12 protein-coding genes are annotated in these 17,261 nt (G+C 58.9%); 8 read left to right on the top strand and 4 right to left on the bottom strand.

What is annotated here, in order from left to right:
- Nucleotides 1–4: 4 nt before the first annotated feature.
- Nucleotides 5–1,987 carry a bifunctional tRNA (5-methylaminomethyl-2-thiouridine)(34)-methyltransferase MnmC2/FAD-dependent 5-carboxymethylaminomethyl-2-thiouridine(34) oxidoreductase MnmC1 gene (gene mnmC / locus ACYZT1_RS17940; RefSeq protein ID WP_462016005.1) on the bottom strand — a complete coding sequence of 661 codons (1,983 nt, stop codon included), beginning with the start codon at nt 1,985–1,987 and terminating at the stop codon, nt 5–7.
- Nucleotides 1,988–2,252: 265 nt separating this feature from the next.
- Between mnmC and pap the strand changes: the two genes are divergently transcribed.
- A complete protein-coding gene (pap, locus tag ACYZT1_RS17935; RefSeq protein WP_462016004.1) occupies nt 2,253–3,767 on the top strand; it encodes a polyphosphate:AMP phosphotransferase in 1,515 nt (504 codons plus the stop codon).
- 102 nt (nt 3,768–3,869) lie between these two features.
- Nucleotides 3,870–5,054 (top strand): thiolase family protein, encoded by a 1,185-nt coding sequence (locus tag ACYZT1_RS17930; RefSeq protein ID WP_462016003.1) that lies wholly within the window; start codon nt 3,870–3,872, stop codon nt 5,052–5,054.
- Nucleotides 5,055–5,150: 96 nt separating this feature from the next.
- Here ACYZT1_RS17930 and ACYZT1_RS17925 read toward each other — a convergent pair whose 3' ends face one another.
- On the bottom strand, nt 5,151–5,345 hold the full coding sequence (locus tag ACYZT1_RS17925) for a DUF6316 family protein (protein ID WP_462016002.1): 195 nt from the start codon (nt 5,343–5,345) through the stop codon (nt 5,151–5,153).
- Nucleotides 5,346–5,554: 209 nt separating this feature from the next.
- On the opposite strand from ACYZT1_RS17925, the gene ACYZT1_RS17920 reads away from it, so the two are divergent.
- The gene (locus tag ACYZT1_RS17920; RefSeq protein WP_462016001.1) at nt 5,555–6,514 is read left to right on the top strand and encodes a DMT family transporter; all 960 of its coding nucleotides are present in this window, start codon (nt 5,555–5,557) and stop codon (nt 6,512–6,514) included.
- Nucleotides 6,515–6,639: 125 nt separating this feature from the next.
- Here ACYZT1_RS17920 and ACYZT1_RS17915 read toward each other — a convergent pair whose 3' ends face one another.
- Nucleotides 6,640–8,034, bottom strand: coding sequence for a class II fumarate hydratase (locus ACYZT1_RS17915; protein ID WP_462016000.1), 1,395 nt, complete (start codon nt 8,032–8,034; stop codon nt 6,640–6,642).
- A gap of 191 nt (nt 8,035–8,225) precedes the next feature.
- Between ACYZT1_RS17915 and ACYZT1_RS17910 the strand changes: the two genes are divergently transcribed.
- From ACYZT1_RS17910 to ACYZT1_RS17890, 5 genes are all read left to right on the top strand, one after another.
- Nucleotides 8,226–8,747 carry a DUF2059 domain-containing protein gene (locus ACYZT1_RS17910; RefSeq protein WP_462015999.1) on the top strand — a complete coding sequence of 174 codons (522 nt, stop codon included), beginning with the start codon at nt 8,226–8,228 and terminating at the stop codon, nt 8,745–8,747.
- Between the two features lie 12 nt (nt 8,748–8,759).
- Nucleotides 8,760–9,071 (top strand): BolA family protein, encoded by a 312-nt coding sequence (locus ACYZT1_RS17905; protein WP_462015998.1) that lies wholly within the window; start codon nt 8,760–8,762, stop codon nt 9,069–9,071.
- Nucleotides 9,072–9,235: 164 nt separating this feature from the next.
- Entirely contained in the window at nt 9,236–10,177 is a 942-nt protein-coding gene (gene trhO / locus ACYZT1_RS17900) for an oxygen-dependent tRNA uridine(34) hydroxylase TrhO (protein ID WP_462015997.1), read from the top strand.
- Between the two features lie 3 nt (nt 10,178–10,180).
- Nucleotides 10,181–10,819, top strand: coding sequence for a DsbA family protein (locus tag ACYZT1_RS17895; RefSeq protein WP_462015996.1), 639 nt, complete (start codon nt 10,181–10,183; stop codon nt 10,817–10,819).
- The gene (locus ACYZT1_RS17890) at nt 10,812–12,629 is read left to right on the top strand and encodes an ABC transporter ATP-binding protein (protein ID WP_462015995.1); all 1,818 of its coding nucleotides are present in this window, start codon (nt 10,812–10,814) and stop codon (nt 12,627–12,629) included. Before ACYZT1_RS17895 ends, ACYZT1_RS17890 begins: the two co-directional genes overlap by 8 nt.
- Nucleotides 12,630–12,639: 10 nt before the next feature.
- Here ACYZT1_RS17890 and ACYZT1_RS17885 read toward each other — a convergent pair whose 3' ends face one another.
- A complete protein-coding gene (locus tag ACYZT1_RS17885; protein WP_462015994.1) occupies nt 12,640–17,115 on the bottom strand; it encodes a hypothetical protein in 4,476 nt (1,491 codons plus the stop codon).
- Nucleotides 17,116–17,261: the final 146 nt, after the last annotated feature.

Genomic DNA, 17,261 nt, shown 5'->3' with positions numbered 1-17,261 from the left:
AGCGTCAGGCTTTGCCGCGAATCAAGCGACGCAAGGCAAAACGGTTCGGATGACAGGCTTCGGCCACCGCCCTGGGCATTGGCAGAGGCTCGTCATCCAGCCAGGCGGCGAGCAATTCACCTGACAGCGGCGCGGTAATCAAACCACGCGAACCGTGGCCGCTGTTGACGTAGAACCCCTCAAGCCAGGGGCAGGGGATGTCCGGGATCTGCCGGGCATCCTTGCTCAACGCACTGTAGGCGTGGGCAAACCCGGAACTGTCTGCCAGCGGACCAACGATCGGCAAGTAATCCGGGCTGGTGCAACGAAACGCGGCGCGACCCTGGAGCGTTTCCGCTTGCAGTGGGTCTACACCGAGCCGGCTCACCAGATCTGCAGAAATCTCCTCAAGCATCTGCAGATTGCCGGCGTGTTCGGCCGCTGTCGGGGTCAGATCGTCGCTGTTGAAATCGAAACTGGCGCCCAAGGTGTGTTCACCCAGACGCGCGGGTGCGACATAACCTTCGGCGCAGACCACGGTGCCCAGCTTCTGGCTTTGAGGCGTTTGCGCGAGCCGGGTGATCTGTCCGCGAATACGTTTGAGCGGCAACTCGCTGCTGCACGGGAATCGCTTGATCTCGGCTGCGCCGGCCAGCACCACGACCGGCGCTTCGGCCAGCAGGGTTTCGCCATCCAGCGCTTGCCACTGCCCATGGGTGCGCCGCAATTGCAGCACGTCGTGGTGCGTCAGGATTTCGATGTTCGGCTGCGCAGCCTGCCACTGACACAGGGCGGGCGGATGCACCCAACCGCCCTCTGGATAAAACAAACCGCCGGACGGCAGACCGACGCCCGCGCGGACTTCGGCCTGATCGCGATCCAGCGTGTGCAACAAATCCTCGGGAAACGCAGCAGCCAATTGCGCCTGGCGCTCGGCCTCCCTGGCATTGAACGCCAGTTGCAGCACCCCGCAATCATCCCAGTCGACCCCTCGATGCAGGTGCTCCAGCACTCTTCGCGTGTAGCCAAAACCGCTGACGATCAGCTGCGACAACGCCGTGCCGTGTGCGGACAGCTTGAGGTACAACACGCCCTGCGGGTTGCCCGACGCTTCCTGCGCGAGTGCCGCGTGCCGCTCCAGCAGGCTGACTCGCCAACCCCGTGCAGCCAGGCTCGCCGCCGTCGCGCAACCGGCCAGCCCGGCACCGATCACCAGCGCATGACGTTGGCCCGCCAACGGAGCCGGACGCGCGAACCACGGTTTGATGGTAACTGTTGGCGCAACGTCTTCAGGCAAGCCGAGAAATGTACCGCGCAGGATCTCCCACTTGTGACCGATGCCTGGCGTGCGCTTCATTTTGAAACCGGCCGCATTCAGCAGGCGCCGCACCCAACCGGTGCTGGTGAAGGTGCTGATGGTCGAGCCGGGTGCCGCCAGACGTGCGAGTTCGGCAAACAATTCGGCGGTCCACATGTCGGGGTTTTTCGCCGGCGCGAAACCGTCGAGAAACCAGGCGTCTATCTGCGCATCGAGTTGCGGCAATTGTTCCAGCGCATCGCCGATCAACAGGGTCAGGATGACTCGACCGTTAGCCAGTGTCAGTCGCTGGAAGCCTGGGTGGATGGCCACGTAAACCGCCAACAACTGATCGGCAACTGTCTTCAGTTCCGGCCATAGCGCCAAGGCGCGCTGCAGGTCCGGCAGGCTCAGTGGGTACTTTTCGACACTGACAAAATGCAGCCGCGCACCCGCCACGGCGTGCTGCTCGAACAACTGCCAGGTGCAGAGAAAATTCAAACCGGTGCCAAACCCGGTTTCGCCGATGACCAGCCGTCCGCCCTCCGGCAAGGCCGCAAAGCGTTCACGCAGATTGTTCTGCTCAAGGAACACGTACCGCGTTTCATCAAGGCCCGATTGATCTGAAAAATACACATCATCGAACACCCGCGAACGCGGCAGACCTTGGTCGTCCCAGTCGAGTTGGGCGTGGGGCAGTACAGGTTTCATGGCAGGCTCGGCATCGGCAAGGCGGCCATTCTAGCCGATCGCCGCCAACGTCTGCGCCAATCTTGTAGCAGCTGCCGAAGGCTGCGTCCGGGTGCGCAGCGCCCGCAAATCGACGTTGCCCGAATACGTGGCCCGAGAAATAGCGACCGCTGCGCGATCGGACGCAGCCTTCGGCAGCTGCTACAGGTGGGGAGATGGATGGGATTACTTCCACGCTGGACGGTCTGATCCGCTAGTCTTGATTATTCCGGGAAAGGAGCCGTCCATGTTCGAATCTGCTGAAATCGGTCACGTCATCGACAAAGACACTTACGAAGCCGAAGTGCCGGCGCTGCGCGAAGCCCTGCTGGATGCACAGGTCGAGCTTCAACAGCAAAAACGCTTTCCGGTGATTGTCCTGATCAACGGCATCGAGGGCGCGGGCAAGGGCGAAACGGTCAAGTTGCTCAACGAATGGATGGACCCGCGCCTGATCGAAGTGCGCACGTTCGATCAGCAAACCGATGAAGAACTGGCGCGGCCACCGGCCTGGCGTTATTGGCGCATGCTCCCGGCGAAGGGGCGCATGGGGGTTTTCTTCGGCAACTGGTACAGCCAGATGCTGCAGGCGCGGGTTCACGGGGAGATCAAGGATCCACGGCTGGATCAAGCCATCAACGGTGCCGAGCGGCTGGAAAAGATGCTGTGCGACGAGGGCGCGTTGATATTCAAGTTCTGGTTTCATCTCTCGAAGAAACAAATGAAGGCGCGTTTGAAATCCCTCGCCGACGACCCGCTGCACAGCTGGCGCATCAGTCCGCTGGACTGGCAGCAGTCGCAGACCTACGACAAGTTTGTGAAATATGGCGAACGCGTCTTGCGTCGCACCAGCCGCGACTACGCGCCGTGGCATGTCATCGCCGGAATGGACCCGCGATATCGCAGTCTTGCGGTCGGCAAGATTTTGCTTGAAGGCCTGCAAGGCGCCTTGAAACGGCCGAAAATTCATCCGGATAAAGTCAGTGCCGCGCCCGTCGGCACCGCCGTCGACGAGGTTAATCTGCTCGACAGCCTCGACCTGACCCTGCATCTGGACAAGAACGATTACGAAGAACAACTGGTCACTGAACAGGCGCGACTTTCCGGGTTGATGCGCGACAAGCGCATGCGCCGGCACGCCCTGGTTGCGGTGTTTGAAGGTAACGACGCGGCGGGCAAGGGCGGTGCGATTCGGCGGGTGGCCGCGGCGCTCGATCCTCGGCAATACAGCATCATCCCGATTGCCGCGCCCACCGAAGAAGAGCGAGCGCATCCTTATATGTGGCGCTTCTGGCGGCACTTGCCGGCGCGGCAAAAATTCACTGTGTTCGACCGCTCCTGGTACGGCCGGGTACTGGTCGAGCGCATCGAAGGTTTTTGCAGCCCGGCCGACTGGTTGCGCGCCTACAGCGAGATCAACGACTTCGAGGAGCAGATCAGCAATGCCGGCGTAATCGTGGTCAAGTTCTGGCTGTCCATCGATAAACAAACGCAACTGGACCGGTTCGAGGAGCGCAAGGAAATCTCTTTCAAGCGCTTCAAGATTACTGAAGACGACTGGCGCAATCGCGAAAAATGGGACGCCTATCGGGTCGCCGTGGGCGATATGGTTGATCGCACCAGTACAGAAATCTCGCCGTGGACGCTGGTGGAAGCCAACGACAAGCGCTGGGCACGGGTCAAAGTACTGCGCACCATCAACCTTGCCCTGGAAGAAGCATTCGAGAAGTCCGACAAGGAGGCGAAGAAGCGCAAGAAGTGAGCCGATGGTCACGCATACGCGAAGTGAATGATCGTCGCGGTCGGTAAGGGGGGGCGCTTATGCTCGGGTGACCCCCAACCGATAACAACAATGAGGTATGCCATGCGTGAAGTGGTGATCGTCGACAGCGTACGGACCGGCCTGGCCAAATCCTTTCGCGGCAAATTCAATATGACCCGTCCGGACGACATGGCGGCGCATTGCGTCGACGCCTTGCTGGTACGTACCGGCATCGACCCGGCCAGCGTCGAGGACTGCATCGTCGGCGCCGGTTCGAACGAGGGCGCCCAGGGTTACAACATCGGTCGCAATGTCGCGGTGCTGTCGCGCCTGGGCATCGGCACCGCGGGCATGACCCTCAATCGCTTCTGTTCGTCGGGCCTGCAGGCGATCGCTATTGCCGCCAACCAGATTGCCTCCGGTTGCAGCGACATCATTGTCGCCGGCGGTGTCGAGTCCATCAGTCTGACCATGAAGAGCGTCAACACCGACAACCTGATCAACCCTCTGCTGAAAGAGCAGGTGCCGGGTATCTATTTCCCGATGGGCCAGACGGCCGAAATCGTCGCTCGCCGCTACAACGTCAGCCGTCAGGAGCAGGACGCTTATGCGCTGCAAAGTCAGCTACGTACCGCTCGCGCTCAGGCCGATGGTTTGTTCGATGATGAAATCGTGCCGATGGCGGTGAAGTATCGCGTGGAGGACAAAGCCACCGGCCAGGTGCAGATTCTCGACGGCATCGTTGAACGCGACGACTGTAATCGCCCCGACACGACGCTGGAAAGCCTGGCGGGATTGAAGCCGGTGTTTGCTGAAGATGGCTCGGTCACTGCGGGCAATTCTTCGCAACTGTCCGACGGCGCGTCGATGACGCTGGTGATGAGTCTGGAAAAAGCGCTGGAGCTGGGCTTGAGGCCGAAAGCGTTTTTCCGTGGCTTTGCCGTTGCCGGTTGCGAGCCGGATGAAATGGGTATCGGCCCGGTATTCTCGGTGCCCAAGCTGCTCAAGGCCAAAGGCTTGCAGATTGCCGACATTGATCTCTGGGAGCTCAACGAAGCGTTCGCCTCGCAGTGCCTGTACAGCCGCAATCGGCTGGAAATCGACAACGACAAATACAACGTCAACGGCGGCTCGATTTCCATCGGCCACCCGTTCGGCATGACCGGATCGCGCCAGGTCGGGCATCTGGTGCGGGAGTTGCAGCGGCGCAATGTGCGTTACGGCGTTGTCACGATGTGCGTAGGTGGCGGGATGGGGGCTACGGGGCTATTCGAAGCGGTGCGTTAAGCCGCTGGCTCTTCCATGGCTATGAAATTGCCATCGCGAGCAAGCTCGCTCTCACACATGTGGGAGCGAGCTTGCTCGCGATGGCATCACCTCGTTCTACCGACTCGCACCTGCCTTCTGCATCCGCTCGATATAGGCCTGAATTTCCCGCGCCGCCACTTCGGCGTTTGCGTACGGTCCCTCCAACGTATTTTCCCGGGTGCTGAAGTACAACTCCCCATTTACTCGACACATCCGTTCACTGCGAAAGTGCGTGGCGGGGGCGTTGTCCTGGGCGCGCATGCCATACATGGCAATCTCCTTGAAAGTGATCCTGTGTGTTGATCAGATGAGCTTATGCACAAAATAATTCCCCCGCTTTCGCAACTGATCGACGGCAAGACACCCCTTCACTGTTGCGACCTGCACAGTTTTGTCCGCGCCCGGCCGCCAACTGTCCCTGTGTGTCACGACGCGGTGTGCCTAGAATGACGGTTCTCGCCATCGGGTTTGGGGTTCACATGCACATTTCATCGGGTCGCTGGGTTTACGGTCTGTTCCTGGCGTTACTGACCGCGGTGCTGTGGGGAATCCTGCCGATCAAGCTCAAGCAAGTGCTGCAAGTGATGGACCCGGTGACGGTGACATGGTTTCGTTTAATGGTGTCCGGCGTCTGCCTGTTCGTTTATCTCGCGGCGACCGGCCGTTTGCCCAGCCGCAAGGTGCTCGAGCCGCGCGGCGGATGGCTGGTGTTGATGGCCGTGCTCGGGCTCGTCGGCAACTATGTGTTGTACCTGATGGGCTTGAACCTGCTGAGCCCCGGCACCGCGCAACTGGTGGTGCAGATGGGCCCGATCATGTTGCTGATCGCCAGCCTGTTCGTGTTCAAGGAACGCTTCAGTGTGGGGCAGGGCATTGGTTTGCTGGTGCTGCTGATCGGCTTCGGGCTGTTTTTCAATCAGCGCCTGGCCGAGTTGCTCACATCCCTGACCGATTACACTGCCGGCGTGCTGCTGGTGTTGCTGGCGTCCACGGTCTGGACGTTTTACGCCTTGGGTCAGAAACAGTTGCTCACGGTGTGGAATTCGCTGCAGGTGATGATGGTGATCTATCTGTTCTGCGGCCTGTTATTGACGCCATGGGTGCATCCGCTTGCGGCGCTGCAACTGAGTCCGGTGCAAGGCTGGCTGTTGCTGGCGTGCTGCATGAACACGCTGATCGCCTATGGCGCCTTTGCCGAGGCGTTGGCGCATTGGGAGGCTTCTCGAGTGAGTGCGACGCTGGCAATCACGCCGCTGGTGACGTTTGCGGCGGTGGCAGTGGCCGCCTGGTTGTGGCCGGATTTCGTACATGCCGAGACGATCAATGCGCTGGGTTATGGCGGGGCGGTGCTGGTGGTGGTGGGGTCGGCACTGGTGGCGCTGGGGCCGTCATTGATAGCGGGGCTGCGGGCTCGGCGGGCGCGGATGGCGGCCGGCTGAATATCTTCAGCGCGGCCAATCGCGAGCGAGCTCGCTCCCACCTTTAATCGGTATCGTTCCGGGGAACGCGGTCGAATGTGGGAGCGAGCTTGCTCGCGATGACTGAAGCCAGGTCACTGCAACTGTTAACCCTTGGCACCGGCCTCAATCATGTTCTCCGGCCGTACCCACTGATCGAACTCTTCATCAGTCAGATACCCCAGCTGCATCGCCGCTTCGCGCAAGGTCAGACCGTTGGCGTAAGCCTTCTTGGCAATTTCCGCCGATTTGTCATAACCGATGTGCGGATTCAGCGCGGTCACCAGCATCAACCCGCGTTCCAGATGTTCCGCCATTTTCTGCGCGTCCGGTTCCAGGCCGGCGATGCAATGTTGCTGGAAGTTGCTGCAGCCATCGCTCAACAGGCGGATCGATTGCAACAGGTTGTAGATGATCACCGGTTTGAACACGTTCAGCTGCAAGTGACCCTGACTCGCTGCGAAACCGATCGTCACGTCGTTGCCCAACACCTGGCAAGCGAGCATCGACAACGCTTCGCACTGGGTCGGGTTGACCTTGCCGGGCATGATCGAACTGCCCGGCTCATTGGCCGGCAGTTTGACCTCGGCGAAACCGGCGCGCGGCCCGGAGCCGAGCAAGCGCAGGTCATTGGCGATTTTCATCAGGGTCACGGCCAGGGTTTTCAGCGCGCCCGACAGTGTCGTCAGTGGCTCATGCCCGGCCAGCGCGGCAAACTTGTTCGGCGCCGTGACGAAAGGCAGTCCGGAAAGGGCGGCCAGTTCCGCAGCAATCGCTTCGCCGAAACCGTGCGGCGAATTCAGACCCGTACCGACAGCGGTTCCGCCCTGCGCCAGTTCACACACCGCCGGTAACGCGCTGCGGATCGCCCGCTCGGCGTAATCGAGTTGCGCGATGAAGGCCGAGAGTTCCTGGCCGAAGGTGATCGGCGTCGCATCCATCATGTGCGTGCGGCCGGTCTTGACCAGCTTCATGTGGCGCGCCGAGAGCTCGGCCAGTCCGCCGGACAATTCATTGATCGCTGGCAGCAGATGCTGCTGAATCGCTTGGGCCGTAGCGATGTGCATGGCCGTAGGGAAGCAGTCGTTGGAACTCTGCGAGCGATTGACGTGATCGTTGGGGTGCACCGGCGCCTTGCCACCGCGCGGGTTGCCAGCCAGTTCGTTGGCGCGACCGGCGATCACCTCGTTGACGTTCATGTTGCTCTGGGTACCGCTGCCGGTCTGCCAGACCACCAGCGGAAACTGGTCGTCGTGGCTGCCGGCGAGCACTTCGTCGGCGGCCTGTTCGATCAGTCGGGCGATGTCGGCGGGCAGGTCACCGTTGCGGTCGTTGACCCGCGCAGCGGCTTTCTTGATCAGTGCCAGCGCGTGCAGCACCGGCACCGGCATGCGTTCTTCGCCGATGGCGAAATTGATCAGCGAGCGTTGCGTCTGAGCGCCCCAATAGGCCTCATCCGGGACTTCCACCTGGCCAAGGCTGTCGGTTTCGATACGGCTCATGGTGCACACTCCTGTAGGTCTGATTGCGCAGTTTAGGCCTTGGTCACCGGCCGTGGTTCCATCGGTCTGGATTCTGACCATTCAACCCCTCTAAATCAGCTGCGACAAGGCTTGGGGTTGAGCCACACAGTTTTTTAGGCGCAGAATGGTCGCCCTTGGGGTCTTACCTCGCCTGCTAGAAAGGAAACTCGATGACTCGTCTTCGTGCCATCTGTACCGCGGTTGCACTGGTTTGCGCCAGCGGCCCTGTTTTCGCCGATACCGCCAGCCACAACGCCAGTGCCGAAGCTTTCCTGACCCTGGCGCACGCTGACAAACTGGGCACGCCGGTGTACATGCAAGTGCAGCAAATGTTCGCTCAACGCTTTGAACAGACCAAAGCGCCAGAGTCGAAGAAAGCCTTGCTGGAAACTTACCAGGCCAAGGCTAACGCCGCCCTGGATCAGGCCATCGGCTGGAAGAAGCTGAAGCCGGACATGGTCAAGCTCTACACCACCAACTTCAGCGAATCCGAGCTCAAGGATCTGGTCGCGTTCTACCAGTCGCCACTGGGCAAGAAAGTCCTGGAAAAAATGCCGCAGCTGACTCAGCAATCGGCCCAGATGACTCAGGCCAAGCTGGAAAGCGCGGTGCCTGTGGTCAACAAACTGCTGGCCGACATGACTGCCGAGCTGGAGCCTAAAGGCGCCGCTCCTGCCAAGAAACAGCCGTAAGCGGAGTTGGGTATGACCATGCAACAACGCATCGAATCGACGCTTGGCCTGTTACAGCCCGAGCACCTGCAAGTGCTGGATGAAAGCCACATGCACAGTCGTGGGTTGCAGACCCACTTCAAGGCCGTGGTGGTCAGCCGGCAGTTCGACGGCCTCAATCGCGTCAAGCGTCACCAGAAAGTCTATGGCACGCTCGGCGAGTTGATGGGCGAGTTTCATGCGTTGGCGCTGCATACCTACACGCCTGAGGAATGGGCACAGATCGACACGGCTCCGGCCTCGCCGACCTGTGCGGGCGGAGAGAAACAGCAGAAACAGATTTAAGCTGCAAGCTGCAAGATTAAGACGCCGCGCGCCCCACTTGCCGCTTCAAGCTTGCGGCTTGAAACTGCTTTTCTTGCTAGAATCCGCAACGCGCCGCTCACCCGGCGCGTTTTTTTTCGAATCCGGTTCACCCTTTACGAGGGTAGCCACCTGGAGAATCACCCATGACACAACAGATTGTCGTGGCGGCACTGTATAAGTTCGTCACCCTGGAAAACTATGTCGAAATGCGCGAGCCGCTGCTGCAGGCGATGGTCGACAACGGCATCAAAGGCACCTTGCTGATTGCCGAAGAAGGCATCAACGGCACCGTTTCCGGCAGCCGAGAAGGCATCGACGGGCTGATGGCCTGGCTCAAGAATGACCCGCGCATGGACGACATCGACCATAAAGAGTCGTACTGCGACGACCAGCCGTTCTATCGCACCAAGGTCAAACTGAAAAAAGAAATCGTCACCCTCGGCGTCGAAGGCGTGGACCCTAACAAAACGGTCGGCACCTACGTGGATCCGCAGGACTGGAATGCGCTGATCAGCGACCCGCAAGTGCTGCTGATCGACACCCGCAACGACTACGAAGTCTCGATCGGCACCTTCGAAGGCGCCGTCGATCCGAAGACGACCAGCTTTCGCGAGTTTCCTGACTACATCAAAGCCAACTTCGACCCGGCCGTGCACAAGAAAGTCGCCATGTTCTGCACGGGTGGCATCCGTTGTGAAAAAGCTTCCAGCTACATGCTCAGCCAGGGTTTCGACGAGGTGTACCACCTCAAGGGCGGCATCCTCAAATACCTCGAAGAGGTGCCGCAGGAAGAGACCAAGTGGCAGGGCGACTGCTTTGTGTTCGATAACCGCGTCACCGTGCGTCACGATCTCAGCGAAGGCGACTACGATCAATGTCATGCTTGTCGCACTCCGGTGAGTGTTGAAGACCGCACGTCCGAGCACTACGTCGCCGGCATCAGTTGCCCGCATTGCTGGGATACGCTGAGCGAGAAAACCCGCCGCAGTGCCATCGACCGGCAAAAGCAGATCGAACTGGCCAAGGCACGCAATCTGCCTCATCCGATCGGCTACAACTACAAGCAAACTCCTTCCGAGGCTTGAACCATGTCTGCTCGCCGCTTGCTCTACGTGATGGACCCGATGTGTTCCTGGTGCTGGGGCTTCGCGCCGGTGGCCAACGCGCTGGTCGAACAGGCGCAGGCGGCGGGCGTGGAGTTGCATCTGGTGGTGGGCGGTCTGCGCACCGGCAGTGGATCGGCGCTGGAGCCGACCACGCGGCGCTACATTCTCGAACACTGGCAGGCGGTCAATGAAGCCACCGGTCAGCCGTTCAAGCGTGAAGGGGCGCTGCCCGTGGGTTTTGTCTACGATACCGAGCCGGCCTGCCGCGCTGTGGTCACGGCGCGCAGCCTGGCGCCGGATTGCGCGTGGACGTTGCTCGGATTGATTCAGCAGGCGTTCTACGCCGAAGGGCGTGACGTCACCCACGCCAGTGTGTTGGTAGAGCTGGCGGAGCAGGCCGGGTTGCCACGCATTGAATTTTCTGCCGCATTCGACCGCGCCGACCAGCACGCAGCGACCGCAGCCGATTTCACCTGGGTGCAGGATTTGGGCATCGCCGGGTTTCCGACCTTGCTCGCCGAGCGTGACGGCCAGTTGGCGCTGTTGACCAATGGCTACCAGCCTCTGAATGTGTTGTCGCCTTTACTTGGCCGATGGCTGGAGCGTGCGGCCTGTGCATGATTGGCCCGATGACGCGCCCGCGCCCGAGCGTGTGGATCGATTGAGCTGGGCCGAAATTCGTCGTTTGGCGTTGCAGCATAAAAAATCCCTCTGGATTGCCAACGGCATCGCTGTGCTGGCGACGCTGTGCAGCGTGCCGATTCCCTTGTTGCTGCCGTTGCTGGTCGACGAAGTGCTGCTGGGGCACGGCGATTCAGCACTGAAAATCATGAACCATGCGCTGCCGGATGCCTGGCAGAAGGCTGCTGGTTACATCGGCCTGATGTTGCTGATAACCCTGGGCCTGCGCTGCGCCGCGCTGCTGTTCAACGTGGTCCAGGCGCGGTTGTTTGCGGCCCTGGCCAAGGACATCGTCTACCGCATTCGCGTGCGGCTGATCGAACGGCTCAAGCGTATTTCCCTTGGTGAATACGAAAGCCTGGGCAGCGGCACGGTGACCACGCATCTGGTCACCGACCTCGACACTCTGGACAAATTCGTCGGCGAAACCCTCAGCCGTTTCCTCGTGGCCATGCTGACCCTGATCGGCACCTCGGGCATTCTGATGTGGATGCACTGGAAGCTTGCACTGCTGATTCTGCTGTTCAATCCGCTGGTGATCTACGCCACGGTGCAGTTGGGCAAGCGGGTCAAACACCTGAAAAAGCTCGAGAACGACAGCACCTCGCGCTTCACTCAGGCCCTGACCGAAACCCTCGACTCGATCCAGGAAGTGCGCGCCGGCAACCGCCAGGGCTTTTTCCTCGGTCGGTTGGGGCATCGCGCCCGGGAAGTGCGCGATTACGCGGTGAATTCGCAGTGGAAAACCGATGCGTCGAACCGGGCGAGCGGCTTGCTCTTCCAGTTCGGCATCGATATTTTTCGCGCTGCCGCCATGCTCACGGTGCTGTTTTCCGACTTGTCGATCGGGCAGATGCTGGCGGTGTTCAGTTACCTGTGGTTCATGATCGGTCCGGTCGAACAGCTGCTGAACTTGCAATACGCTTACTACGCCGCCGGTGGCGCACTGTCGCGGATCAACGAGCTGCTGGCCCGCGCCGATGAGCCGGAATACGCCGGTGGCGTCGATCCATTCAAGGGTCGCGAAACCGTGGGCATTGAAGTGCAGGGCCTGAGCTTCGGTTACGGTGACGAGCTGGTGCTGAATGAGATGAACCTGTCGATCGCCCCGGGTGAGAAGGTCGCGATCGTCGGTGCCAGCGGCGGCGGCAAAAGCACGCTGGTGCAAATGCTGCTGGGCCTGTATACGCCGCTCGCCGGGACGATTCGCTTCGGCGGTTCGACCCAGCAGGAGATCGGCCTGGCCACCGTGCGCGAGAATGTCGCCGTGGTCCTGCAGCATCCGGCGTTATTCAACGACACCATCCGCGCCAACCTGACCATGGGTCGTGAGCGCAGCGACGACGCCTGCTGGCAGGCCCTTGAAATTGCCCAGTTGCACGCCACGGTGCGCGAACTGCCCCACGGCCTCGACAGCATCGTCGGCCGCTCCGGCGTGCGCTTGTCCGGTGGCCAGCGCCAACGCCTTGCCATTGCGCGCATGGTGCTGGCCGAACCGAAAGTGGTGATCCTCGACGAAGCCACCTCGGCCCTCGACGCCGCCACTGAATACAACCTGCACCAGGCCCTGGCGCGGTTTCTCAGCAATCGCACCACGCTGATCATTGCGCACCGCTTGTCCGCGGTGAAACAGGCTGACCGCGTTCTGGTGTTTGACGGTGGGCAGATCGCCGAGGATGGCGACCATCGGCAATTGATTGCCGATGGTGGGTTGTACGCCAAGCTTTATGGGCATTTGCAGCAGTTGTAGTACCAGCGATTTAGTTGAAGATCACCTTCAGCGCGTCTTTTCCACCGGTATGAGCGAACTGTTGCAGCACCACTGCGCAGGAGTCGCAGGGGGGCAACGTCGTTGCGATGGTCACCGGGCTTCGGGTTGCGTCATCCGGGTACTTTTGCCGTATGAACCTGATCAACTTGCTTTCGCTATCCAGTGAGGTGGGTCGCGCGGTGAGTTCCGGCGTGTATTTCGACAGGTCATTTGCGGTACGAGGGAGCGCTTGGAACTGACCTGTCGCGGTGGTGCTGAGCGACGCCCTTTCAAAGCGCAGGTTGTGGTCGATGTTGATGTAAGTGGTATTTCCGATCACCACCTCTCCAGCGTTGGGTTGCTTGGCAAAGAGCGGGAGGAAACGGGTGTCGCCGCCTCCACCAGAAACGCTGACAAATACTTCGACTTTTCCATCGGGATGCTTGATTTCGCCGTAGGCAATGTTGCGGGGGTTATCCATGGGTTTGTGTTTTTTGACAATGCGCTGAAGTTCATTCATCGTCTTTGAAATGGCTACAGTATTTGCATCTTTCTTTTGGAACAGGGGCTTGTCGAACAATGCGTTAAATATATCCGCCGTTCGTTCACGCAACGCTGGCGATGCCTCATTCGTGCGAACCCAGGATTTGCTATCAATCGGATATTCGCAAACGATCATTCGGGTTTTATGATCAAACAACACCGCTTGCCCCGGCGTTGTGGAAACCTTGACGCTGGTCAGATTGTCAGCTGGCCTGGACAATCCACCCAGCGGGATCGCGATTTCTTCCATGGCTGCGATAGCTTCTTTGACTTTCTCCACGCCATAAATGGCGGCAGCGTTATTGGCTTGCACAGAGCCCGTATAAACTGTGTATAGCTCACTAAACAGAGGATCGCGGGACAAACTGGCGTCAAGTATGCGCTGAAGTCGATGTGTGCCCACGACACTTTTGCCCTTGTCAATCTCTGCGAAGTAGTAGTCGGTCGCGTTAAGCCGCGTAAACAGGTATTCCTTCTTTGAATCCAGTTTTGATTCTATGATCAGCGTCCCTACTTGCCGAACATCATCGTCCAGTCCCTCGTGCACGCCTTTCACCTTGATCCGCCCATATATTCCTTTCTGAAACTCCACGGTCGCTTCAATGCGCGCTTTGGGGTTCATTTTTTTTGGAAGTCCCAGTGCGGATCTCTTGCCGGTATACAGTTTTAATTCGTCACCGGTCCCCGTATAAATTTGCCCATCCAGCGCGAGGACCGGATCGGGTCGGCCCGGTTTGACGGGGGCAGGTGTATAGAGACGGTCGCCGAACCACGGGCATAGATCTTCAACCGGATCATAACTTCCGGTCGTCGGGGTGGGATGTGCTTTGCCATAAACGTAAGTTGCGAGGCAAACGGCCTCCACGACTCGTCGCACGCGGCAGTGCTGCACATGCAGGGACTGGCTCGCATCCAGGCTGTCGACACGACGCAATGTCCTGCCATCCAGCCGGTAAGGCACTTCATCGATTAACAGCGTTGTGCGTCCATCCAGCTCCAGAATGCGATGTATGCGCGCATTTTCCGGAAGGTCGAAAATCACGCTGCTGTCGGTCTCTGCCCTGGGAGAGTATCGGGATCTGCCGAGGGAAATCTCTGCGGCTTCATCGGCCAAACGCGGTCCGTAGGGCCTGGACGACAGTGGATCGAGCAGACGGTAGTCGGCCTTATCGGCAGCGGACACATTGCGCACTGGCACGTCCTCGACCCCCCGGACATAAGCCAGTGCGTCTGCATCGGACAGGGGGCGATACAGGCCAGGTTCGGCCATTGTGGCCATGCCCTTGGTAAAATCGTAATGGCCGGTTCTGGTTAACGACTTGAAAGACTTCAGTCCGGCTTTGCCCAGTTTGATCAGAGCATATCCACCGAGTTTGAGCAGGGATGGAACGATAGAGAGCGGATTAAGGTTGTCCAGAGAAGCGAGTAAAAAGCTCGTGGTCAGTTTTGCGAAGGACGGCAAGGTCGCGCGTATGCCTATCTTTCCAGCCGTGCTGGCGAGCTTTATCGAACCAGAAGCAAATTTACCCGCGGGCACGGCGAACGACACCAAGTCGGTGAAGAGCCCGAATGCACCCTGTATAAGTCGCGTTTTATCGCCGGATTCAAGGTCTTCAACGCTGGACCAGAACGGGATGAAACCTTTGAATATCCGCGTTGCTTTGTCTAATTTGGCCTGCTCGCGATCAAACGCTGTTTCGCCCCGGGCCCAAAGCTTAAGGGCGCTTTCATCAATAAATAATAATTCGTTGGATATGAAAACTGTGAGGCCGTGGGTGCGTGAAGACGACAAGGTTTGCGGAATCGTCTGATTACCGGCCTGCGCCGGCGGCGCATCAAACGGTTGGCCCAGGGGTTCGATGATCGCCTGGCAGGTGGCACCGGATTTCGGAGCTGCACCGGTTGCGTGGGCATCCCAATCAAATGGCAGCGTTTTATGGCGCAGGACGTCTACGCGAGTGCTGGCGTTTTTAAACACTTTCCAGGACTCAGACTTGCGCGCGCCATGCAGCCATTCCTGATTAAAAGAAGGTAAGGCACGGATTATTCCAGCGCGGGGCAGCAGCTCGTAATAGTAAATTCCACCCTTGTGCCTGGCTTGCACAAAGAACCCCTTGCGTGCCCGCAGAGGCAAATGCATTTGCGCTGTCTCGTTGTCCGCCTCCTGTCCAGTGGTTTCTTTCCTCAACGTGTAAACCTGCAGTTCGCCATATTCCAGTGCCTGGCGATCTGTGAGCGGGAGTGTGGCGAGTTGGGTTGAGATCAGTTTCTGGTAGCCGCTCCGTAGTTTCCGGACATACGAATTGAATTCTGTATCAAAGACTTTTTCTATGTCAGGTAGTACTTCCCCAGCCACTCTTTCAAAGAAAGGATTACCGGACCCTCCACCTGTCATGATTTCTCGCTTGCTGTTGAGACTGATCCACCGGGACGTTACCGTAGTGCCATTAATCTTGGTAAGTTTCCACTGCTCCCCTTTATCCAGCTTGCCAGAGGCATACACGTCCTTAAAGGAATAGATCTGGTATTCGTGCCCTTTAAACGCGGGAACGTCATGCGAACGGGCATAGTTGTCGAACCTTGCAAGGCTTGGCCCTCTGGAGAAGTCCATGCCAAACACTTTTTTCAGTTCGCGATCCGCGATCTTCAGCCGCTCTGGCGGGTCGATGTCAAGTTTGGGCAGGGCTTCTGCCAGCGCCTGGTTATGGTTCTCAAGCTCTGTGACAGCCGATTCGATTTCCTGCCTCGTGTATTGACTGTCTTCCCGCTCGTTCAAAAAGCCGTTCGTTATCGCCCACAGCACGGTCGGGCGAATTCGAGTCAATGCGACCCTCTCCAAATGCTCGGGAGTCGAGGTGGCTTCGGATTGTTCAAAAGGGAAGTCGACTATTTGCTGGAAGGTCATGTGTCGGGTCCGGTCAGGCGCTGTGACCTCGGCGAGATTCAGTCCATGGACATAGTTCACCCACACTATGGAGCTTCGGTAAGTCAGATTGGCTGGAACATCGGGTACGCAAAAATCACTCGGAAATCCGCCACGCCAAAGCAGCGCAAGCAGCACTGCTTCCGCTTTGGTCGAGGCTTGTGCGGTATCCAGAAGATGCTGTTCGAAGTCCGTCCAGACAGTCTGGTAGCTTTTTCCGTAATTTGATATTTGCTGCCAGGGATATCCGGCGACATCCTGTAAGGCGTTTGCTCTTTTCCCCCCTGTCCAAATGCGAATTGCACGTCCCAACAGCTTGGCCCGAATGATCGGTGAGGCGTCCTCGCCGGATTTTCCACCGTACCAGTCCAGTTGTTGGAGCAAGTTGTCCGCCAGGCTTTCGGCCCGCTCGGATTTCAGTATTTTTTCCAGGTAGACCGTCGGTGTCGTTTGTAGCTGTTTGATTGTGACTAGAGGCAGTACGGAATGGCCGAGGTAGGCAAGCAAGGATTTTTCGCCTGCGGGCAATGAACGACTGACTATCTCGTGAATCTGTTCATTGACCCGTTCGAGTACAAGCTGCTCGATGGTTGTCGGGTTATCCGGATTTGCTGCATCGAGGTCGTCGATGGTTTTCTGCTCTGTCTCGGTGGGGCCGCGGTTGACTGCATCGATATCTATGCTGTCATCCAGTTGCAGAGAATGCCTGGCGCGTTTTTCCTCCAATGCTTGAATGGCCGCAAGATGTTCTGCGGCGTCTTCGGGGTTCCAGGGCGCCATGCCGTAATGCACTGCCATTTTGGCAAGACTGACGAGGCCGTTGGCCTGCACCTCGCCGGGGGGCAGCGCAAGCGCAGAGAAGGGGCTGGGTTGCACAAGGGTGGTTGCGAGGGAGGCTGCCGACATTTCACTGCTGCGCAGTCTTGAAAGCAGAAGGTCGTAGTCGGCCAGCAGGCCCTGGTACTGATTGGCCGCAGTGAGTACCGTCAGCCCGGACGATCCGTTCGAACTTGTTTGCATGATTGATTGTCCTCTTGGACGTAGTCTGTTCGGGAGGCTTCTGCTCGATGCTTTATGGCCGAGCTGTGGAAGCGGTCCGTAGTAAACAAATTCCGGGAGGGACGGCGGTGGTACATATGTATAGATGAGGCGGGCATGCGAAAAAG

This window comes from Pseudomonas sp. PB3P13, from assembly GCF_054897735.1.
The sequence above is the reverse complement of the archived record's forward strand: the minus strand, read 5'-3'. Positions and strand labels throughout refer to the sequence as shown.